This window comes from Rhodocytophaga rosea, assembly GCF_010119975.1.
Classification (GTDB): Bacteria; Bacteroidota; Bacteroidia; order Cytophagales; family 172606-1; genus Rhodocytophaga; species Rhodocytophaga rosea.
This window is the reverse complement of record NZ_CP048222.1, coordinates 500,888-521,557: the sequence shown is the minus strand read 5'-3', so window position 1 is coordinate 521,557 and position 20,670 is coordinate 500,888. Positions and strand designations below refer to the sequence as shown.

Annotated in this window: 19 protein-coding genes; 12 read left to right on the top strand and 7 right to left on the bottom strand. The window is 42.4% G+C overall.

Features of this window, described 5'->3' with window-relative positions; genetic code table 11:
• Positions 1–23 precede the first annotated feature (23 nt).
• Complete coding sequence (locus GXP67_RS02285; protein WP_162441654.1) at positions 24–917, bottom strand: LytR/AlgR family response regulator transcription factor; 894 nt, start codon at positions 915–917, stop codon at positions 24–26.
• 330 nt (positions 918–1,247) lie between these two features.
• Positions 1,248–1,772: a DUF7935 family protein gene (locus GXP67_RS02280; RefSeq protein WP_162441653.1), complete on the bottom strand. Its 525-nt coding sequence runs from the start codon at positions 1,770–1,772 to the stop codon at positions 1,248–1,250.
• Between the two features lie 118 nt (positions 1,773–1,890).
• Between GXP67_RS02280 and GXP67_RS02275 the strand changes: the two genes are divergently transcribed.
• Positions 1,891–2,208 carry a HesB/IscA family protein gene (locus GXP67_RS02275; protein ID WP_162441652.1) on the top strand — a complete coding sequence of 106 codons (318 nt, stop codon included), beginning with the start codon at positions 1,891–1,893 and terminating at the stop codon, positions 2,206–2,208.
• A 31-nt stretch (positions 2,209–2,239) separates the two neighbouring features.
• Here the strand turns inward: GXP67_RS02275 and GXP67_RS02270 are convergent, their stop codons facing one another.
• A complete protein-coding gene (locus tag GXP67_RS02270; RefSeq protein WP_162441651.1) occupies positions 2,240–4,384 on the bottom strand; it encodes an alpha-amylase family protein in 2,145 nt (714 codons plus the stop codon).
• Positions 4,385–4,618: 234 nt separating this feature from the next.
• Complete coding sequence (locus tag GXP67_RS02265) at positions 4,619–6,085, bottom strand: glycoside hydrolase family 30 protein (protein WP_162441650.1); 1,467 nt, start codon at positions 6,083–6,085, stop codon at positions 4,619–4,621.
• A 269-nt stretch (positions 6,086–6,354) separates the two neighbouring features.
• Between GXP67_RS02265 and GXP67_RS02260 the strand changes: the two genes are divergently transcribed.
• The 3 genes from GXP67_RS02260 to GXP67_RS02250 all read left to right on the top strand — a co-directional run bounded on the left by GXP67_RS02260 (position 6,355) and on the right by GXP67_RS02250 (position 8,919).
• The gene (locus GXP67_RS02260; RefSeq protein ID WP_232064882.1) at positions 6,355–7,440 is read left to right on the top strand and encodes an alpha/beta hydrolase; all 1,086 of its coding nucleotides are present in this window, start codon (positions 6,355–6,357) and stop codon (positions 7,438–7,440) included.
• Positions 7,441–7,509: 69 nt separating this feature from the next.
• Positions 7,510–8,010 (top strand): DUF5990 family protein, encoded by a 501-nt coding sequence (locus tag GXP67_RS02255; protein WP_232064881.1) that lies wholly within the window; start codon positions 7,510–7,512, stop codon positions 8,008–8,010.
• A 150-nt stretch (positions 8,011–8,160) separates the two neighbouring features.
• Complete coding sequence (locus GXP67_RS02250; protein WP_162441649.1) at positions 8,161–8,919, top strand: SDR family NAD(P)-dependent oxidoreductase; 759 nt, start codon at positions 8,161–8,163, stop codon at positions 8,917–8,919.
• 12 nt (positions 8,920–8,931) lie between these two features.
• On the opposite strand, the gene GXP67_RS02245 is transcribed toward GXP67_RS02250, so the two are convergent.
• The gene (locus tag GXP67_RS02245; protein ID WP_162441648.1) at positions 8,932–9,654 is read right to left on the bottom strand and encodes a DUF6348 family protein; all 723 of its coding nucleotides are present in this window, start codon (positions 9,652–9,654) and stop codon (positions 8,932–8,934) included.
• Positions 9,655–9,678: 24 nt separating this feature from the next.
• Positions 9,679–11,883, bottom strand: coding sequence for a B12-binding domain-containing radical SAM protein (locus GXP67_RS02240; RefSeq protein WP_162441647.1), 2,205 nt, complete (start codon positions 11,881–11,883; stop codon positions 9,679–9,681).
• 254 nt (positions 11,884–12,137) lie between these two features.
• On the opposite strand from GXP67_RS02240, the gene GXP67_RS02235 reads away from it, so the two are divergent.
• The 8 genes from GXP67_RS02235 (at position 12,138) to GXP67_RS02200 (ending at position 17,834) form a co-directional block, all read left to right on the top strand.
• A complete protein-coding gene (locus GXP67_RS02235) occupies positions 12,138–13,535 on the top strand; it encodes a glycoside hydrolase family 140 protein (RefSeq protein WP_197901636.1) in 1,398 nt (465 codons plus the stop codon).
• Positions 13,536–13,558: 23 nt separating this feature from the next.
• Positions 13,559–14,032 carry a GNAT family N-acetyltransferase gene (locus tag GXP67_RS02230; RefSeq protein ID WP_162441646.1) on the top strand — a complete coding sequence of 158 codons (474 nt, stop codon included), beginning with the start codon at positions 13,559–13,561 and terminating at the stop codon, positions 14,030–14,032.
• A 100-nt stretch (positions 14,033–14,132) separates the two neighbouring features.
• Complete coding sequence (locus GXP67_RS02225; RefSeq protein ID WP_162441645.1) at positions 14,133–14,648, top strand: DinB family protein; 516 nt, start codon at positions 14,133–14,135, stop codon at positions 14,646–14,648.
• 135 nt (positions 14,649–14,783) lie between these two features.
• Entirely contained in the window at positions 14,784–15,086 is a 303-nt protein-coding gene (locus tag GXP67_RS02220; RefSeq protein WP_162441644.1) for a DUF1330 domain-containing protein, read from the top strand.
• A 158-nt stretch (positions 15,087–15,244) separates the two neighbouring features.
• Positions 15,245–16,234, top strand: coding sequence for a phosphotransferase (locus tag GXP67_RS02215; protein WP_162441643.1), 990 nt, complete (start codon positions 15,245–15,247; stop codon positions 16,232–16,234).
• A gap of 136 nt (positions 16,235–16,370) precedes the next feature.
• Entirely contained in the window at positions 16,371–16,895 is a 525-nt protein-coding gene (locus GXP67_RS02210) for a GNAT family N-acetyltransferase (protein WP_162441642.1), read from the top strand.
• Between the two features lie 33 nt (positions 16,896–16,928).
• Positions 16,929–17,345 (top strand): GNAT family N-acetyltransferase, encoded by a 417-nt coding sequence (locus GXP67_RS02205; RefSeq protein WP_162441641.1) that lies wholly within the window; start codon positions 16,929–16,931, stop codon positions 17,343–17,345.
• 159 nt (positions 17,346–17,504) lie between these two features.
• Positions 17,505–17,834 (top strand): antibiotic biosynthesis monooxygenase family protein, encoded by a 330-nt coding sequence (locus tag GXP67_RS02200; RefSeq protein WP_162441640.1) that lies wholly within the window; start codon positions 17,505–17,507, stop codon positions 17,832–17,834.
• A 117-nt stretch (positions 17,835–17,951) separates the two neighbouring features.
• On the opposite strand, the gene GXP67_RS02195 is transcribed toward GXP67_RS02200, so the two are convergent.
• On the bottom strand, positions 17,952–20,651 hold the full coding sequence (locus GXP67_RS02195; RefSeq protein ID WP_162441639.1) for an ABC transporter permease: 2,700 nt from the start codon (positions 20,649–20,651) through the stop codon (positions 17,952–17,954).
• Positions 20,652–20,670 lie beyond the last annotated feature (19 nt).

Here is a 20,670-nt window from a genome sequence, read left to right as displayed (position 1 = left end):
ATTCTTAAGGGCGATAGCAGGATTTAGATTTTCTTTCCCAGCCATTCTTTAAATTCTGAGGCTTTTCTGCGGCTAACAAATACTTCCTGTGGAAAAGCAGGGGTAAATTCTACTTCCAGTTTCCCCTGGGTATCAGTTTTACACTTGCGGATGGAGCGCACATGTGCCAGCATATGATGATTGATGCGGAAGAACAAGGAAGGGTTCATCAGCGTTTCCAGGCTTTCCAGGGATGAGTTGGATGTATATTCCTTACCTTCAAACGTGCGAAGGTGGCTTTTTTCGTTGATCCGGAAAATATAAGCGATTTCATTAGAAAGCAATGGTACAAAAGCATGTCCGTAATTCACAATCAGATGTTCCTGGTAAGGATTGGGCTTGGCTTCGGTATTTTCGTTATACAGGCTATCAAGTTTAAGTTTTTCAGCCACCCGGATGGCTTCATCTCTTTCCTGTACCAGCCGCTCTATTACCAGAAAGTGATAATGCACCAGATACATGCCGGTATAGATAAAATTGATCAGAACCACAAATACAAATGTAAGTGACAAGTCCAGTGCCATAAGTCCATCCACATTGAACATGGTGACCCTGCCTAACAACACATCATTGTACAGGTATACCAGTCCGGTTACTTCGATGAAGGAAATAGCCAGCACCAGGCCAGCCTGCACCAGAAAACGTTCGATAGGCTGGTATACCCACGAATAGCGTTTGTCCATGAGCCGGATAATATACCGGTTTGTTTCCCACAAAGCAGTTACAATCAGTAAATTCCAGGTGAGGTCAATGTAGTATCCCTTATTCTGAAAAAGTTCATAAAGCGACTCAGTAGCACCAAAATGCCTAAGAAATGCAGCCAGAAATGGGATGCCTAACAGACGTAACCAGAGATCAGGATAATGAATTGTTTTCATAAACGCTGCAAACTACACAGTGTATGTAACGCAAAAAAGTGCTTTCGTAGTAAAGGTAAAATGAGTAATTAAATGGAATACATGTACCGACTAAGATACATATTTTTTTATTTACTTCTCTATTTTATACAGATTGAATTATATACGGCTCGATAAAGATTTGTGATACAATAGATTGGTTTTTTTATTGAAGCAGGTACAACTCCAGTTTCATTTCAGATACCAATGCTTTGAAGGCTAGCATTATATACCAGCCAGACATTGGAATACAAAATTTTGTCGATTTTACTTTATCATTCCTTACAAAAAAATATTATTTGCTTCTGCAACTCAAAAACTCTGACGGATTTCATCTTTGACAAACCTGAGTGCTTTGCTGGTCGGATTCAGTTCCTGCTGGATAATGATCTCAAAAATAGCTTTTGCCAGATCCATACTCCGGCCTTCTGCATGTACCTGTGCGGCGGCATTGTTAATGATGGAAATAATTTCTTCCATGGCAGAGCGTACCTGGTTCCAGGCTTCATCGCTCATATACACTTGCTGCGACACATTGTGGTTGTATTCTTCCCGGATTTCGGACAAGAGCACATGATGCAGTTCGATGGCAGAAAATACATCATTGTTTAGCCTTAATATCAAATTGTTGGGTGAAATACGTTCCAGAAATAGGCACATACGTTCGTAGGCCTGCAGGCGCACCGGCAGCACTACTTCTGTACTCCGTAATTTTACTTCCACTAGTTTTCTTTCAAGTTCTTTGTTGAGAAAAGCCCGCACCGTGAGAAACATGGCATATAATACAATGGCAGCAGGGAGCAGTATTTTAATGAAATCAGCGAATATTATTTCCATAAATGGCCTTGTTGGTCAACAGAATTTATTTAGGAAGATGTGTGTTTCAAATGTAAGTAAATTTATGCGTTGCATACAAAACTATTTACCTTGCAAATAAAATAAAGCCTGTTTGTTTATGATTTCCTTAACCAATAAAATTCTACCGCTTACGCTTACTCCCAGAGCTATTGTACAGGTAAAAGCTATTATGGAGCACAAATTAGCATCGCACCAGGAGTATGGGCTGCGTATTGGTATCAAGGGCGGAGGCTGCAGCGGTGCTTCTTTTCTGCTGGGTTTTGACAAAGCTAAAACCGGTGATGATACCTACATGCATGAAGATATTCCTGTAATTATTGAGAAAAAACACCTGATGTATCTGCTTGGCCTAGAAATAGATTATGAAGATAGTGAAGAAGGAACCGGTTTTGTGTTTAATAACCCGCAGGCATAGGAAGTGACAAACGGTTTTGAGATTTCATTCCTTATTTATCAATCACGATTCCTTCGTAAGCACCTAGTGTATTTACTGTAAATTCCAGAAATCCATCTTTCCAGGTGAATACAAGAGGGCGTTCAGCTACCATAGAAAATAGTTTGGAAGGCCTAATATCGGACCTTATACGGAATGTAAGGTTATTTACTGGCAATGGCTCAAAATAGGTATTGCCGCTGAATCCGGTCAGGTTAATCAGGTGCAGGATCATTCCATCTTCTGATTTTTTCAATAATTTTTTTGGCGTGTTTTTAATATACTTTTGAAGAATGACTTCAACTCTTGCGGGTGCATTGGTCTGTATGAGTTGGGTGGCTTCCGGAAAAATGTGATCAATCACGTCCAGTAAGATGTTTTTATGTTGCTCGTATCCATGCAGGTAATATAATTTCCCCAGGTTTATAGGTAAAATCACGGATTTGCTTTGGTTGTGATTTTTTACGCCCATGGCATAATATCCGGATGGGTCATGTCCTCCGATAATTTCCGGTGGCCCCGGTCTTCCTTTGGTCAGGATGGGCAGAAATCTGGAATCGGCTGCGGATAAATCGTATAAACCCAGGTTAAACTTCCAGAAAAGCATTTTTTGTTTGTCAAACCGTTTAAATACTTCCTTGTTCTCCGGATTCAGATAAAAGCCACTGCCCTCATGATCTTTGTTTATGATTTTTGCTCCGAACAGCTCAAACAGTACTTTTTCATCATTAAATAAAGTCCGGTTGGTGGCAATCAGATGGGTGCCTTGCTGACTGGCTTGCTTTAACACTTGTATAGATTTATCATTGAGATACGTGATTTCGGGAAGAACGAGAAGCTTGTATTGTTTGATTTTCTCCGGCAGGTTTCCTATCTGGGCATCTTCAATAATGTCGAAAGGAATATGGGCTTCTTTGAGCATGAGCTGGATGCCCCTGTATTCCTGCATGGCTTCTCCGCTTGGCCATGTACCTGGAGCAATCACGGCTATGTTTGCCACCGATATATACTTACCAAAATAGGGCTCATTTTTTTTATGGAGCGCATACACTTTTTTTATCACCTCAAAATTGCGCTCATCTTCATAGCCCCGTAAATCGCCCATCAAACTCACATCCAGGCCGGAACCATTGGCCATATTCTCATACAAACGGATGGCTGTTTCTTCCGGCTCAACGGCATTATAACGTGATTGAAAAGATATTTGCTGAATACTCGCATTGCTGATTACATGTTCCGGATAGGAGTTTACCGCATTGCTTACATTATCCGACGACATATACGGCCAGTAAGGCAAACTATTGGTTTGTGATTCGTGCCGGATAATATCCACATACTGATCCATATAGGTGCAAATGGCAATCTGCGGATTTTTAGATTTTACCAGCTTATGCAGCCGCTGTGACCAATCGCTGGTTGTGTATTTTTTAAATTCCTGGTATTTCTGAAAAACAGGATCTGCTTTATTTTCTTCCACAGGCAATGCCAAACCTTTGCTGTATTCAGCAAACCGTTTTTTGTCATAGTCATTCTGGTCAATGCCGTGGTATTTGCCTTCGTAGGGATTATTTACCTGATACCCTGGCATATTCAGAAATATACCGTCTACCGGATACAAATCAATTACTTCTTCAATGATCCGGAAAGCCCGGTCTTGTACATAGGGGGCATTAATGGATACCACATACATATCGGTATTAATAATCCGTTCGCCTTTGGGAGAAATATAACACCAGTCGGGGTGTTGTTTAAATATACTTTCGTGCACCCGGCTGAAATCAAACCTGACCATTACCCTGATGCCTTGCTGATGGCACTTTTTAATCACATCGCCCAGCATGCTGGGCTTCATATATGGATTGATATACTGAAAATCAAGTTTGGTCGGATAAAAAGCCATAATCCCTCCTGCATTAATAATCAGCGTATTGGCTGAAAAATCGGTGAGGTCTTTAAGCAGAGAATCCGGATGCAAGGTGGCGGCTTCATAGGCTGGCAAATTCGTTTGGATCACCCGCAGGTTATTGGGTTTCCACCAGGAAAGGGAAGCAGGCCATTTATCTTGACTTTGGGCAGAAGAAACCGCTTGTTTTTGTGCAATACTTGTAGAAAAACAAAAAAGGAGAAATAGTAAAAAAGTACAGCATCGGTAATTCATAGTTGAAAGCTATGAAAATAAGGCGGATTGGCACAAGTATCTACTTGTAAAAATTATTTAGAAAGTAAGAAAAGCAGGTTTACTAAGTGACAGAAGATTTTGAAGAAAAGCAAGGTATCGATCAAATCAATATCGAGAAATATGCCTTTATAATTGGATGTTCCTTGTTAGATATTCAACATTCACTTACAACATTCGGTTGTCAGTATATCTTATCCTTCAACCATCAGCCCACTAGCTTTTGAGCCCTCTCCACACCAATGTAGCAACTCCTCCGGCTTTGAGTGAAAAAGGAAAACTGCGTCCTTGTTCCTGTACATGGAAAGTCTGATAAGTGGTACCGGAATTCAGTACAATCATCGCTCTGGAACCATCCGGATTAAGAAAAACTACATGTTGCAGGGCATTTGCGGTTTTTTCAGTAGATGCAATCCGGTAAGCGCCGGGTTTTATAAATTTGCTGGCGTGACCTAAAATGTAATATTCCACATTTCTGGTAATATCACCGGTTTTTGAATTAACAGTAACTACGCCCCGGCAATCCATACAACCCCGGTTGGTAGGTCCGTGATTTTCATCCAGGGCCAGATTCCAGAGCAATACATTTTTCGACCAGTTCCGGGTAGCACCAATAATTAAATTGCCCACCGACCATTTGAGGTTATCTCCGAAAACAGGTGCCCATTCGCCGCCAGAGCATTCTGTAAAATACAATCCCTTATCCGGATGGGCTTCATGTACTTTCGACATATCTTCCACTTTTCCGGCATAACAATGAAACGCTGAGCCAGCTACATATTTTTTTGCCTCCGCATCATTCATAATCTCAATCGGATACTGGGGAGTATCCCAGTTGTGGTCGTATACGACAATTTTGGAGTTGATTTTGTTTTTAGAGAAGGCAGGACCTAAGTGATTTTTGATAAACTGCGCTTGCTCAGCCGCACTCATCAGCAGACTGGGATACCTGGCTTCAAACTGAGGCTCATTTTGAATGGTAACGGCATCTACGGTAATTCCTTCACTTGCAAATGCCTGAATGTATTTTACAAAATAGCTAGCATACGCATCATAGGCTTCCGGAAGTAGCTTGCCCCCAATAAAGTTTTTGCTGCTTTTCATCCAGCTGGGCGGACTCCAGGGCGTACCCATGAGTTTGATGGAAGGCTGTAAATCAAATATATCTTTGAGCACCGGAACTACATCTTCCTGGTCGGGTTCAATGGAAAACTTTTCCAGTTCAGGGTCTTTCAGGCTGGTATCAATGTCGTGATAGGTATAATTGCTGAGAGAAAAATCGGAAGCGCCAATCGTCATGCGGATGTAACTCAGATTAATTCCCTGGCTGGTAAACAGTTCCTGCAATAATTCTTTGCGCTGGCTGGAACTTAGTTTCTGGTTAATCACAAAAGCTGATGATCCGGTAAGAGAAGCGCCAAAACCTTCCATCTGCTGAAATTTCTGTGAAGCATCTACCATAATCACTGGCGTAGCTTTAGAAGTATCCTGCTGAAAATGGATGGGCTGGTTCTGCCTTTCCAGTAAGGCACTCTGGTCTCCGTAAGTAACCCAGGCTTCTACCAGACTGCTGTCGGTGGAAACGGCAGATTCTCCGGATTGATGTTCAGAAACAGGTTTACAATAGGTAAGTAACAGACAAAAGAGTATCAGGTGAAAAAACAGCAATAAAGTTCGCAACATGATCAGGCAAGATTTGTAGGCTTCTTAGCAATTTATAAAGAAGCAAGGATTTGTCCTATAACAAAATAAGGTATTTGAATATAAAATTTACAGACCGGGTGATATTGAATTAAGCAGGCTATAAAAAATTAAAACCTTTGCTGGAAACAGTACAATATTCTTTTCATATTGCTTAAGCGAAAGTATACCTCAATCTGGGATGAGTAAGTATAGTAATGTTTAATGTAAAAGGTAGCAGTTGAGTTGCGTATTTATAATTGTTGTAGCACATGAAAATGAAAAATACAAAATCAATTCCCATGAGAAAAAAGATGCCAAGTTTACTGTTTACGCTTTTATTACTCGGGCACATGGTATATGCACAATATCCCCAAGGTAAAGTGGTATTCGACCATCTGTATTCAGCATCATTAGAGAATAAAGGTGGAGAAAATCCTACCCGGAGGGTTACCATTTATCTCCCAGCTGGTTATGAGAAAGGCAAACAAAGGTATCCGGTTATTTACTATTTACACGGCTTTACCTGGAGTGATAGCATGATGATTGCCAGAACCCACTTTGACAAAGTGCTTGACAAAGCTATTGCTACCAGTAAAATCAGGCCGGTTATTGTAGTAATGCCCGATCATCATACCTTATATAGAGGAAGTTATATCACAAATTCATCATTTACTGGGAAATGGGCTGATTTCACTGGAATTGACCTTGTTAATTTTATTGATAAGAAATACAGGACTATTCCGGAGTGGGAAAGCCGAGGGATTTCCGGTCATTCAATGGGGGGACAGGGGGCAATTAAGATGGGGATGCTTTTCCCTGATGTATTTTCCAGTGTGTATTCCTTGTCACCGGCAACATTAGCTATTGTAGAAGATATTGGTATAAAAAGTAACGCATTTAAACGAGTTCAGGAAATTAAATCACGGGAAGAACTGATCACAGGCTGGAACGAATTTTTACCTAATACCTTAGTCGCTATGGGACGGACGTATTCCCCCAACCCTAACAAACCACCTTTTTATGCTGATTTACCCTACAGATATGAAAAGGACAGCCTGATCGTTGAAGATGAAGTTCTGAAACTTTGGAACAAAAATTCGGTAATTGGAATGGTTGATGATCATGTTGAAGATTTAAAGAAGCTCAGAGCCTTAAAATTGGATTGGGGAAGAAATGAAGAATTTACTCATATCCCTGTTTCCTGCAAAATTTTTAGTCAAATGCTGGAAAACCGGGGGGTTGCACATTATGCAGAAGAGTATATTGGAAGTCACAGCAATAAACTTTGGACAGATGACGGAAGGGCTTTAAATGAAATGCTGCCCTTTTTTGATACATATTTAAAATTCAAATAACTTAAACGTGCTATACACCAGCTATGCGAAAATGCTCCCTTATCGGTCGCAAGCCGCATAGCCAAACCCTTGTATGCCATTTTAATTGAAACCGGTAACTTGACAAGCCTTACTAACTTCGTTGATAAAGTGGAATCTGAAATAACACTTCAAATCATTCTTATTAAACCTACGCCAGCCGTAGTTTTTGGCCTGCAAAAGGGATCTGGTAACAATTACGAAACAGTGCAAAAACAAATTTCTACATCCAACGATTTAACTTTTGCTTTTACACTTGAAGTCAAGGGTGACAGAAAAAAAGACAAATTTCCCAAATTGTCAGGCAGTTTTGTTCAAGGCTCCGGAGATAACAAGTTTGTATATATCGACATCGGAACGTATGCTGGCCAATCTGATACAACTTGGTCAAGACGGCTTAAGATCCCTTTAGCAGGAATTACCTGGACGGACATTGATTCGCTAAGCGGCAAATCAATGCTACAAACTAGTGTTCCTGGAACGGGCAGGGACGGAGGCCCAAACTGTGCAACCGTTAAGCCTTTTGCAGGCTGGCATATTAAACATTTATAGACGAAAAATAGAACCGACAACGGCGTACAACAGTATGTATGCGTCATTTAAATTTTTATTATTTATTAAAACCAAGGTAAATTTAAACGACGCATACATCGGCGTTATCCATATTGAAATTTTGAAATTATTCTTATAGCAAATTATCGTATGTCCGACAGATTCAAAGGCCAGGTTGCCATTATTACCGGTGGGGCTGATGGCATAGGAAAAGCCATTGCCACCAGAATTGTTTCAGAAGGAGGCAGCGTTGCCCTATTTGACCTCAATAACCAAGCTCTTGATCGAACGGTAGATTCCCTTCAAACACAGGACTATACTTCTGTAAAAGGTTATATGGTGGATATTTCCCAGGAAACCCAGGTACAGCAAGGCATACAAGCAGTTGAAAAAGCATTTGGCCGTTTAGATATTATGGTGAATGCTGCAGGTATCGTCGGACCTACCAGCACTGGGATTACTGATTATTCGGTGGAAGATTTCGATAAGGTATATCAGGTAAATCTGAGAGGCGCTTTTCTGATAACTAAATACTGCTTGCCGGTGATGGAAAAGAATAAGTATGGGCGCATTCTGCTCATTGCCTCTATTGCCGGCAAAGAGGGTAATCCGTATATGGCAGGCTATTCGGCTACCAAAGCAGGGGTGATTGGTCTGGTAAAAGGAATAGGAAAAGAATATGCAGAAACCGGCATTACCGTAAACGGACTGGCACCAGCCGTGATTAAAACAGCCATGAATGCCGATACAGCCCCCGAGCAGCTTGCCTATATGACGGCCAAAATTCCAATGAAACGCATGGGCACTGTAGAAGAAGTAGCTGCCCTGTCTGCCTGGATTGTTTCCAAAGAGGCTAGTTTTAATACAGGTTTTATCTTTGATATTTCCGGAGGGAGAGCAACCTATTGAATTATTAATGGTTTATTTACCTAAACTTTTTAACCAGGACCATATACTATTTCTGCGGACTTCAACTGAATATGATGTTGACCTGGTAATTTTCTTCAGTAGGATAAACTGACGAACACTATAATACCCATCAGATCTGGGCCATTGTATGGCTTCTATCACCTTACTGCCTCCTTCATCCGGCTGATTATCTATTAAAAACTCAATAGGATCTACTACGCCCTGATTGTATCGGATATACCACCTGATCCAATGATAGGATTGATTAAAAGGGATTTGTTTGATGTAGTTTTCCAGTTGGGAGAATAAGGTATCAGGAATACCTTTTACAACTCCTGCATTTGACTTTGTGCCATAATTCCCGATATAAACCTGATAAGTCTGGGAGTCGATCTGCCAGGTTTCTACATTTATGTCCTGTATTGGATAATCAAAAAAACAAGCGATAAGCGGATGAAAAGAATTCCGGCAGAAGTTTTTTATATTGTTTTGCCTGGCTTGTTGTTTGGTTTCCCCAATGTCTCCAAAGCATTCCACAATTTGCTGGTCTGGTGTCTCAACTAATACATCCAGTTGGGAAGCAACACCTTGGGGATACTCCTGAAAGTTTACCTGTGAGTCAATGGTAAGCTGTGGGTGGGTTTTTACTTTGACTTGCCCGTTAACCAGTGCAGCCTGTATTCCATGCTGCTGTAGTAAATCCAGTAACTCCAGATTTATATTTTCTTTCTCCATTTTCAATAAAAAGTTAACCTTTTATTAAACAAGCACCAATCCAGTGGAGCGTAACGTTTTCCAGGCAGTTTGCCCAATAAATGATTCAAATGTGTGAATAGCCGAAACCGGAAAGGAGTGCACCAGGTCTTTTAACAGGACAGGCTTTTCAGATTCAGGCATGAGTTGAGGAAATAGGGTTAGTAGCCATCTGGCTTGTTCTTCCGGCAGTTTAATCTCTATATCTTCCGTCTGGTTATAGAAAGTAATTAAGGCAATCGTTCTGGCTTTCCCCTTTTTATTCTCAATGTAATATTGCACCTGTGGTAAACTTCCCAGCCAGAGTACCCGGCTATTTAATCGAAGCAGATCACTTTTGGCTGGCAATGAAAGTGCCCGGTTAATCAGTTGAGAAGGAATAGTGGTCCGGGGGGTACGGAAAGAAAACCAGTAGTTGACGGGTTCTTCAAAAAACACCCCATGCATATAATTAAACATAGCTTTGGAAAGCCCTTCTGCAAATTGTTCATGATTGCCACCAGTAGGGTCCTCATGAATCAGATCGTTATTGGCAAACAAACCAGCTTCCGGACCAATGGCATGTACCTGGTATTTTGCCGGATTTTTACCTACCGGACTATGGGCCGTCATAGAGAAGCGGTGCCAGAACCCGGATTGAATTACACCATTTTCCATTAGCTGGCGTACTACTTCCAGGGAATCGATGGTTTCCTGGGTGGTCTGGGTAGGAAAGCCATACATGAGGTAAGCATGTACCATGATGCCCGCCTGCGTAAAGGCATGAGCTACTTTTGCTACCTGTTCTACGGTAACGCCTTTTTCCATCAATGCCAGCAAACGGTCAGAAGCTACTTCCAATCCGCCGGAAACAGCAATGCAGCCGGAAGCAGCCAGCAAACGGCAGAGATCCGGGCTGAATGTTTTCTCAAAGCGGATATTGGTCCACCAGGAAATAGAAATACCCCGTTTCAGAATCTCAATGGCCAGATCACGTAAAGCCAGGGGAGGAGCCGCTTCATCCACAAAGTGGAAACCGGTTTCGCCGGTCTGGGCGATAATGGTTTCAATACGGTCGACAAGTAAAGCAGCCGGAGCAGTTTCGTAGCGGCTGATATAATCGAGGGTAATATCGCAGAAGGAGCATTTTTTCCAGTAGCAGCCATGAGCCACCGTAAGTTTGTTCCAGCGGCCATCGTTCCAGAGCCGGTGCATGGGGTTAGCGATTTCAATTACCTGGAGATATTTGTCTAAAGGAAGGTCTGAATAATCGGGTGTACCTACTTCGGTGTGGGCAATGTCACGCTGCTGGCAACCATTGAAAAAGGCTACTTCCCCCTGATGCAATATAAACGTCCGGTGCAGATTTTCCTGGGAGCGTAATCCTTGCCAGTGCTCGATAATACGCAAGAGTGGGCTTTCTCCATCATCGAGGGTAATATAATCAATGTATTTAAAAATCCGGGACTCCTTCAGGCTGCGCAGTTCTGTATTTACGTAACCACCGCCCATCAGCGTTTGTATGTGAGGTTGGGTTTGTTTGATCATTCTGGCACAACGCAGGGCGGCATATACATTTCCCGGAAAAGGTACTGAAAAACCCACCAGATCTGGCTGAACCAGGTTCAGATATTCTTGCAAAATTTCTTCCAGCAAGCGGTCGGTAAGGGTGGGCAGCTCGTTGAGCGCATTTTCCAGCGGATTGAACGAAGTGACAGATAGTGCCAGTTTTTCGGCATAGCGGCTAAACCCAAAATATGGACTTACGCAGGCCGTGATCAGATCGCCCAGGTCTTCGAGATATAAGGTACACAGGAATTTGGCCCGGTCGGCAATACCCATGCTGCCAAAAGCCCATTCCAGGTCTTCCAGTGTTTCGAAACGTCCTCCTTCTGGCAGAAAACCTCCGTAACTGATGCGGGTGGCAAGAGTAGCGTCTTTCCCTTGTAAAAAGCGGATGACCGAATCTATCGTTTGCAGGTAATTCTTCTCCAGATGTAACAGGCGGCTGAACGGCGGAAGTGCCGCGGCAGGCGATTGCCTGGCGATGGTAAACACTTCCTGCAAGCCTTTTCTTGAAAATAAGCGCAGAATGAGTTCAATTCCTAAGTCGGCCTGTACCACCTCAAACCCTTTCTGGCCCAGAAAACCCTTGATATAAGCCGTTGCCGGATAAGGTGTATTGATCTGGGTGAGCGGAGGTGTAATCAGCAGGATCTTTGGTTTTTTCAAGGGGCAGCCTTCATGATTGATCTGCAAGTTACGAGTTGAAAGGCGTATATCCTGTAGCTGGCAGAACAAATGTTACCATAAAAGTGCAATCCGGTTTCAAGGTAGTATGAATCAACAAGTAGGAATTTCCGATTCTCTGTTTCTGTATTCGATTGGTTTTTCCATGATTCCAGCCAGAATATAGCTTGCTGCTATTGCAATTCATTTGTATTTGACCTATTATGGTTACCTGTTTTCAGATGAACGATTAGGGAATGAAAAAAATAGTAATACTCGCTATAGTTATAACCTGCACATTTGTTCTCTCCACTGTTGCACAGGAAAAATACCGTCTGCAAGTGAGCCAGAATGGGAGAAGCCTGCAATATGCAAATGGGAAACCCTTTTTCTGGCTGGGTGATACTGCCTGGGAACTATTTAGCAGGCTTACCTTAAATGAAATCAAAATGTATCTGGATAACCGGGCAGCCAAAGGTTTCAATGTCATTCAGGTGAGTTGTCTCACGCTCAACGATGTGGGAAAACAGAACCGGTATGGGGAAATGATGTTACACCCGCTCAACGGTCAGTGGGTTCCAAACGATAAGTACTTTACCATTATTGACAGTACATTACAGTATGCCCTAGAAAGAAATATGTATCTGGCAATGGTGCCTACCTGGGGCGACCTTGTCGTATCCGGAGAGTTAAATAGCTTACAGGCCAATACGATAGGTAAATGGCTGGGTAGCAGGTATGCACAACATACGAATATCATCTGGGTACTGGGAGGAGATAAAGCCGCCACAACGAATACCCAGGATTTTAAACCTATCTGGAGAGAAATGGCAAAAGGTATTATAGAGGGCACTAATCAAAAATGCCTGATCACGTATCATCCAAATGGCGAACGTTCATCGTCTGAATGGCTGCATACAGAACCATGGCTTGATTTTAATATGATACAATCCAGCCATGGACGTAAAGATGCGCCGGTATGGGATATGGTGAAAAAAGACAGATCCTTATCGCCCGCGAAGCCTACGTTGGATTCTGAGCCAAATTATGAAGATCACCCGGTAAGCCCCTGGCCAAAATGGAATGTAGATAATGGCTATTTCAGAGATTACGATGTCCGTAAGCAACTCTACCGTTCTGTGTTTGCCGGAGCTTTTGGTGTTAGCTATGGTCATCATGCTATCTGGCAGTTTTTCAACGAAAGGGTAGAAGCCTTAAATTTTCCTGACCGGGGATGGGTGAATGCACTGGATAGACCAGGCGCTTTTCAGGCAGGCTATCTGCGGCAATTAATAGAATCGAGGCCATCCGAAAATCGTGTGCCTGATGCCAATATAATTACACAAGGGCAAGGAGAGGCCGCGCAAAGGATCGAAGTATTACGAGATAGTAAGGGTAAATTTATACTGGTGTATTTGCCCCTCACTAAAGAAATTGAGCTTGATATGTCTGGTATCAGCAGCAAACGGATTATCGCCTGGTGGTATAATCCCAAAACCGGAGACGCTCAGAAAATCGGTACATTGAACAAAAAAACCTTGATGAAATTTGAGCCTACACAAGAGCCTGACCATAGTGACTGGGTATTGGTGCTGGACGATGCAGAAATGAAATATAGCTCACCTGCCTCTAGTAGCATGATCCGGAAGTATTAGCTCGCCAGTAATCCGAAGTACAGATGATTGAAATAAAAGAGGTACAGACTGAGAATGAATACCTGGTAGCGGCTGATCTGTTTAAAGAATACGCTTCGCAACTTGGTGTGGACCTATCTTTTCAAAATTTTAACAAAGAAATTGAGAATATATCCCAGGAATACGCTAGACCTTATGGCGCACTCTTTATTGCTTATACCGATGATAAAATACCTATGGGTTGTTTTGGCATCAGAAAGCTGGAAAATTCTATCTGTGAGCTTAAAAGAATGTATCTGAGAACCGAAGCCAGAGGACTTGGCCTGGGAAGGCAATTGTTGAGAAAGGCGATTAATGTTGGCAAAGAACTTGGGTATGCAAAAATGAGACTGGATACCTTGCCAACCATGCTGTCAGCTATTCATTTATACACGAATGAAGGATTTTATGAAATTGCTCCCTACCGGTTTAACCCTATTACTGGTACAAAATATATGGAAGTAAACCTGATTGAATGAAAAAACAATGATTAATGCTCTCAGTTAGATATATAGCTGAAAATGGCTGTGCATATAGCCTTATTTAATAATCTGCCACTTATTTCAATAATAAATAAATATGTTTCAAGAATTAAAAGAAAGTGTATGGAAACAATTCGGAGCAAGCATTGATATGCTGAAAAATGCAATCATATTATGGCCCGACGAATACTGGTATACCGACAAAAAGTTTTTTTACAATGCCTATCATTGTCTGGTATTTCTGGATTATTACCTTACCCATCCACCGTCAAACTTTTCATCCCCCTTGCCTTTCACGATCGCCACCTCGGACCTAATAGCAGACGAGGCGATAGGAGATGTAATCCCAGACAGAATCTATAGTAAAAAGGAATTACTCGACTATCTTCACTATAGCCGCGAGAAGTGCCAGAGGTTAATTGCAGGATTGACTGAGGAAAAATCAACAGAACGATGGATAGAGGAAGGCGGCGATATGAATTACTCTGTGCTGGAAATACTATTTTATAATATGAGGCATGTGCAACATCATACGGCACAATTGAATTTGCTTTTACGTGAGGCCATACATAAAACGCCTGGCTGGGTTGAAAGAGCAGAAGATAACTTGTGAGTTTTTTACATAAAAACGCCCACTGAAAATGATTCAGATATTAACCATAAGTGAACTATATATTTGTTTCACAATTATCTGTAGAAACAATCTAAATCGCTATTTTACAGGCCAAGCGTAACTCTATTTTAATATATGATCTATTATACCCAACTCATATTCCTAAAAGAAGGCCAGGCAGAGCTGTTTCACAAGTTCGAGGACCAGGTATTACCTTTAGTCAGCAGACATAACGGCGAGTTGCTTTACCGGATAAGGCCAACACAGAACAATGTAATTGCCAGCACCATGGGACAACCCTATGAGATTCATCTGGTTTCTTTTCAGTCCAGAAAGGATTTCGAAAGCTACCGGGATGATAAGGAAAGACGCCAGCACCTGCCTTTAAAAGATCAGTCTGTAGAGAAGATTCTATTGATTGAAGGAAACTTACTGTGAAAATTGTCTGATGTTTCATTCAACAAGCTGCCCTTACAAGTTTATTGTTAGCATGCCTCAAGCTGCAAAATAATGCCTGTGTAAAGCAATTGCCTTTGAACACAGGGAAGTTTAACTATTTCTCACGAGGTATGTGCCTGAATAATACTTGCAAAATTATGCATACAAGCCCAGTTTTGACTCTTCCCGTATCTTATTCGGTCATTTCATCCCAGGCTTTACAACAGGAATTACTGGCTTTTTATCCGCATTCCGGGCAAGTAAAGGTGCTGTTTTTATATCAGGGGATGCATGACACCTATCTGGTACAAGATACGTCTGTAACATATGTTTTAAGAATTTATAGAGCCGGGTGGAAAACCTTTGAGCAGGTAGAGGCTGAATTACAGGTACTCCTGTTTTTGCATGCACAAGGGCTTTCAGTATCTTTTCCTATTGCCGACAAACAGGGAATTTTCATTCATAGAATAATCAGTCCGGAAGGGGAGCGATTGGCCGTTTTGTTCTCGTATGCGGCTGGAGAAAAATTGTCCTCACTTAGCCCCAGGGAGGCTTCTCTGTTTGGAAGCTATATGGCGCAGATGCATCAGATCACGCAGGGTGAGCACGTTAGCCATTTGCAAAGAAACTACTCCGTTACAAGTATTCTGGATGGAACACGCCAGGCTATTCAAACCATATTACCAACTTACCTGGACGTATACCGGAAACTTGAACAAATTTTTGAAATCCTAACCCGGCAATTGACTCCCATTGTACGAAAGGAATTGAAAACTGGTATATGCCATGGAGATCCTCATTACGAAAACATATTTATCGAACCGGGTACTGATAAGGTGACAATGTTTGACTTTGATTTTAGTGGGAATGGTTTTTTATTGTATGATATAGGCAGTTTCTGTTTTTATGAGCGGCACCAGAAAAACAATATCACTTCCTTTTTAGAAAGCTATTCTCAGCTGTTGCCCTTAACCTCTTTGGAGCTGGAATTAGTACCTTATTTTACGCTATTAATGAGGCTGTTTCATCTGGGAGCCAGAAGCAAAAATGCAGATGGTATCAAAACTCCATTGTGGTTTCCTGATGAAATTGTGGCTAAAATTTGCGAAATTGAAAGAGAAGCCCAACGCTTGCATATAGTAAAATAGGTAAACTAATAAAATCTGTCTGTTCATTATAAAATTACAAAAAATCAATTACCTGCATGAACATCCGCTATTTCCGGTATTGTCATTATTATAGCAGCCCTAAACTACTTGTTACATAAGAACAGATTCACAGGTAATGAAATATATTGCAGAAACCCAACGCCTCAAAGCAAGAGAATTAACAATACATGATACAGACTTTATCCTTGAGCTGCTCAACAGCCCGGGATGGATAAAATTTATTGGCGACCGGCAGGTAAAAACAAAGGCGCAGGCTTTGCAATACCTGGAGAAAGGGCCTTTTAGCAGCTATAAACAACATGGATTCGGATTATGGCTGGTGGAACGGAAAGAAGACTTCAATGCCATTGGCCTATGTGGCCTTATTAAACGGGACTATCTGGAACATCCGGATATCGGGTTTGCGTTTTTGCCTGCATATTATGGTAAGGGATATGCATACGAAATAGCAAGCGAAATAATAAAATATGCAACAGAGCAGTTCTCCATTCCACAACTTTGGGCTATCGCTTTGCCAGAAAATACCAGATCCATCCGGCTGTTAGAAAAACTCGGATTCCGCTTTATTAAAACTGTTTATCCACCCAGTAGCCAAGAACAACTCCAGTTATTCGGCAATACACCCATGATAAAAACATAGAATGACACATTTCTGGTATTTTAAGAAACACCTATGCGCATACTTCTGAGAGAAGATTTTAATATAGACAAAGCAGCCGTGATTTCCTTATATCAGTCCAACGACTGGTCGTCTGCTAAAAAACCGGATCTGTTATTTCAGGGACTGATGCATTCTCATTCGCTCATAACGGCCTGGGCTGGAGAGCAACTGGTAGGACTGGGAAATGCGTTGTCGGATGGTTTTCTGGTAGTATATTATCCCCATTTACTGGTGCACCCTGCCTATCAGGGACAGGGAATTGGAAGGATGATCATGAATAAAATGCAGGAAAAATACGGGCATTTTCACCAGCAAGTCCTGGTAGCTGATGGCAGAGCCGTAGATTTCTATCAGAAATGCGGATTTGTAAAAGCCGGCGAAACCCAGTCTATGTGGATTTACCAGGGAACCGATCACGAGGAAAAGTAAAGTTTGCCAGTGATATAGAAGTACCTGAGGTCAGAATAGTGATAGGTACCCTGAGAAATACCTCTTTGCTAAGCAACGAGAACTTTGCCTGTTCCGTTATAAAGCCAGTTAGCCTGCCGGGCAATACTACCTGCTTTCCCAAATCCTATACTCCTTGCTATGACTACCATTGATGATTCAAATCACTATTGTACCCTGATTAATGTTTTTACAGTAACACCCGATAAACACCAGGAATTATTCGAAGTCCTGAAGGAAGCCACTGAAAAAGTGATGTGCCATCTGCCTGGATATATTTCGGCTAACCTGCATAGCAGCGGCGATAAAAAAACGGTAACCAATTATGCACAATGGGCAACCCTGGAAGATTTTCTGAATATGCTGAGAAATGAAGAAGCCCAGAAACACATGAAACAAGCCGCTTCTATTGCCACTGAATTCAGGCCTGTCATCTACAACTCCATCTGGACACATACCAATCCTGACTAGGCCAGTTACCGGCATTAATAAGTAATTCAGCGTTTGAGGTATAATGTTTAAAGCAGAGCAAGAGGTGTATGTCAAAGACTTTTACTGCTATACTTTATACTAGTTTTAATTACCGGCTTATTCCCTGCGGATAGTCTTCACCGGATTCATGGCAGAAGCTTTAAAAGTCTGGGAAGAAACCGTAAGGAAAGCGATGAGCAGGGTACATACGCCGACACCAATAAATACCCAGGGTTGCAGGGAAATGCGGTTTGCAAATGTTTCCAGCCACTGGTGAAGCAAATACCAGCCCAGCGGAATGGCAATCAGGTTGGCAAGCAATACCAGCCGTATAAAATCCCGTGAAAGCAAGGCCACCAGGCTGCCGGTACTTGCCCCCAGTACTTTCCGGATACCAATTTCATGGGAACGCTGATAGGTGATATACGCTGCCAGTCCGAATAAACCCAGGCAGGAAATCAGAATGGATAAGCCCGAAAAAACGGATAATAAGCGGCTTAATTTTTCCTGCCGGTTATATTGTGCATCCAGGTTTTCATCCAGAAAGGTATATTCAAATACCCGTTCAGGAAAAAAGGCTTCCCATTGTTCTTTTAGCTGTGCTAACGTTTCAGGGATATGGTCTGAAGCAATAGTAACGGCGAATACGCCGAACCTGGGCACTTCAATGTCAATAATCAGCGGTTCCATGGGCTGGTCCAAAGAATTAAAATTAAAATCATTTACCACGCCGATAATTATTCCTTTTTTTCCGCCTTCTCCACCCCGTTGAATGGGTCTGCCTACCGCCTCTTCAGCAGAAGCATATCCAAATGTTCTGGCAGCCGATTCATTGATAACAAACGCCTGCAAATGGTCTGTTCCGGTTTCTTTGGAAAAATTCCGTCCGGCCAGAAACGGAATATGGAGCGTAGGCAGAAAATCGTAATCGACCGAAACCCAGGATACAAAAATATTGCTCTGCTCCGTATATCCTTCCGGCACGACCAGCGAACGTAAGTATCCACTCCCAGGCATTGCCGATAATGCAGTACTGCCCTGAATACGTATGTTCTGAGAAAGGGCTTGTTCAAATGTATTCATCCGCATGCGGAAAGGGCCATCTACCCCCTGCGATATATTCACCGAGTTACCACTGCCAAACAGGGGAATCACTACTACCTGCTCTTTTTGGAAACCCAATGGTTTATTGCGTAAATAACTTACCTGCTGATAAATAACGATAGTAGCTGTAATCAGTACCAGGGTTACGCTGAACTGCACAATCACCAGTACTTGCCGTAATCTCTGCTTATTGGAAACAGCCTGGCTGATTTTTCCCCGCAAGGCAACAACCGGCAAAAAACCGGAAGTAAACAAGGCCGGATAGGCGCCGGAAAGTAAAGCTGTAAGAACTAATAAAGCGGTTGCAAATAACAGCAATTGCGGATGGAGAAAATCCGGAAACACATACTGTTTGTCTCCTAATTCATTCAGGAAGGGCAGCAGTATATAGGCCAGTAATATAGCCAGGCAAAAAGCCAGTATAGATTGTAGAAAAGCTTCTCCCATAAACTGCCCGACCAGCTGGCTTCTGGCGGCTCCCAGGGTTTTGCGTAAGCCTACTTCTTTTGCCCGGCGGAGTGCCTGTGCAGTATTCAAATTGATATAATTAAAACAAGCTACCAGCAATGTAAGTCCGGCTATGGCTGAGAGTAACACCACAAATTGAATGCTTCCCCTGCTTGGGACACCAATGAGTTCTCCTGAATACAAATGAACCTCAGGCAGGGCTTGTAAATAATATTGTATATGCGCTTTTACCCGGTCATCTCCGCTTTGTTCGAGCAGTTTCGGAAATTGAGCTTCTACCTGCGCGGTACTGCTGGCCGGTGATAGTTTCAAAAAGATTTCTGCCGGATTATATAACCAGTCTTTCTGCATAAATTCAGCAATAGAGGGCTGCTCCACGGCAAACAGGATGTCAAAATTGACCAGGAAATCAAAGGTAAAATCTGTGTTCCGGGGCAGATCAGCAAATACGCCGGTAATGGTTAGATCGGCTATATTTTCATAGCGCAACACTTTACCCATGGGATTACTATCGCCGAAATATTTCTGCGCCATTTCCCTGGAGATGACCACACTAGCTGGTGTATTTAAGGCTGTTGCCGGATTTCCGTAGAGCAATGGCAGGGAAAATACCTTGAAAAAAGATGAATCTACCATGGCTACTTCCCGTTCCTGAAATAACCTGGCTTTCTGTCCCTGGTTTGCCAGGATCTGTATGCTACCACTCCGGATGAATAACCTGGTGACCGCTTCTACGCCAGTGACTGAACGTGCAATTGCCGGGCCGGCTGGCAGGGCAACAGTAGATGCTTTCTGCTCCTGTTCGAACCGGCTGGTTTGATTGAGCCTGAAAATCCGGCCGCTGTTTGTCCAATGGCGGTCGTAGCTGTATTCGTCCTGGACATATAGCCCGATCAGCAGACTACAGGCTAAACCCAGTGCCAGTCCGGAAATATTGATGAAGGAAAAAGCCTTTTGCCGGGAAGTATTTCGCAGGGCGATTTTTAAGTAATGGCTTATCATACCAAAAGTATTAGGTTGTAAATGCGAACGTATCGGTTGTTTCTGCTGGAAAGGACGGGCCAAACGGAAGGCACACCAGATGTAACAGCGGTTTGCTTCTGATTTGCCATGCGTATCTACCCAGTATATGTATAATTCCTGTAAATCTCCCTGCACTTCTTCCAGCGATTCAGCCGGACAGTACCATTCCAGTAATTTTTCTGCCCAGCGGGGAGGGATATGTTTTTTGTCCGTTGCAGCCATAACAAATGCAGATTGTGTA

Bases quoted from the DNA above. Each gene is read 5' to 3' on its own strand.
- GXP67_RS02225 (WP_162441645.1), top strand. From the start codon at position 14,133: ATGTTTCAAGAATTAAAAGAAAGTGTATGGAAACAATTCGGAGCAAGC.
- GXP67_RS02210 (WP_162441642.1), top strand. From the start codon at position 16,371: ATGAAATATATTGCAGAAACCCAACGCCTCAAAGCAAGAGAATTAACA.
- GXP67_RS02285 (WP_162441654.1), bottom strand. From the start codon at position 917: ATGAAAACAATTCATTATCCTGATCTCTGGTTACGTCTGTTAGGCATC.
- GXP67_RS02220 (WP_162441644.1), top strand. From the start codon at position 14,784: ATGATCTATTATACCCAACTCATATTCCTAAAAGAAGGCCAGGCAGAG.
- GXP67_RS02250 (WP_162441649.1), top strand. From the start codon at position 8,161: ATGTCCGACAGATTCAAAGGCCAGGTTGCCATTATTACCGGTGGGGCT.
- GXP67_RS02245 (WP_162441648.1), bottom strand. From the start codon at position 9,654: ATGGAGAAAGAAAATATAAATCTGGAGTTACTGGATTTACTACAGCAG.
- GXP67_RS02235 (WP_197901636.1), top strand. From the start codon at position 12,138: ATGAAAAAAATAGTAATACTCGCTATAGTTATAACCTGCACATTTGTT.
- GXP67_RS02230 (WP_162441646.1), top strand. From the start codon at position 13,559: ATGATTGAAATAAAAGAGGTACAGACTGAGAATGAATACCTGGTAGCG.
- GXP67_RS02275 (WP_162441652.1), top strand. From the start codon at position 1,891: ATGATTTCCTTAACCAATAAAATTCTACCGCTTACGCTTACTCCCAGA.
- GXP67_RS02265 (WP_162441650.1), bottom strand. From the start codon at position 6,085: ATGTTGCGAACTTTATTGCTGTTTTTTCACCTGATACTCTTTTGTCTG.
- GXP67_RS02215 (WP_162441643.1), top strand. From the start codon at position 15,245: ATGCATACAAGCCCAGTTTTGACTCTTCCCGTATCTTATTCGGTCATT.
- GXP67_RS02280 (WP_162441653.1), bottom strand. From the start codon at position 1,772: ATGGAAATAATATTCGCTGATTTCATTAAAATACTGCTCCCTGCTGCC.
- GXP67_RS02200 (WP_162441640.1), top strand. From the start codon at position 17,505: ATGACTACCATTGATGATTCAAATCACTATTGTACCCTGATTAATGTT.
- GXP67_RS02195 (WP_162441639.1), bottom strand. From the start codon at position 20,651: ATGGCTGCAACGGACAAAAAACATATCCCTCCCCGCTGGGCAGAAAAA.
- GXP67_RS02260 (WP_232064882.1), top strand. From the start codon at position 6,355: ATGAAAATGAAAAATACAAAATCAATTCCCATGAGAAAAAAGATGCCA.
- GXP67_RS02205 (WP_162441641.1), top strand. From the start codon at position 16,929: ATGCGCATACTTCTGAGAGAAGATTTTAATATAGACAAAGCAGCCGTG.
- GXP67_RS02270 (WP_162441651.1), bottom strand. From the start codon at position 4,384: ATGAATTACCGATGCTGTACTTTTTTACTATTTCTCCTTTTTTGTTTT.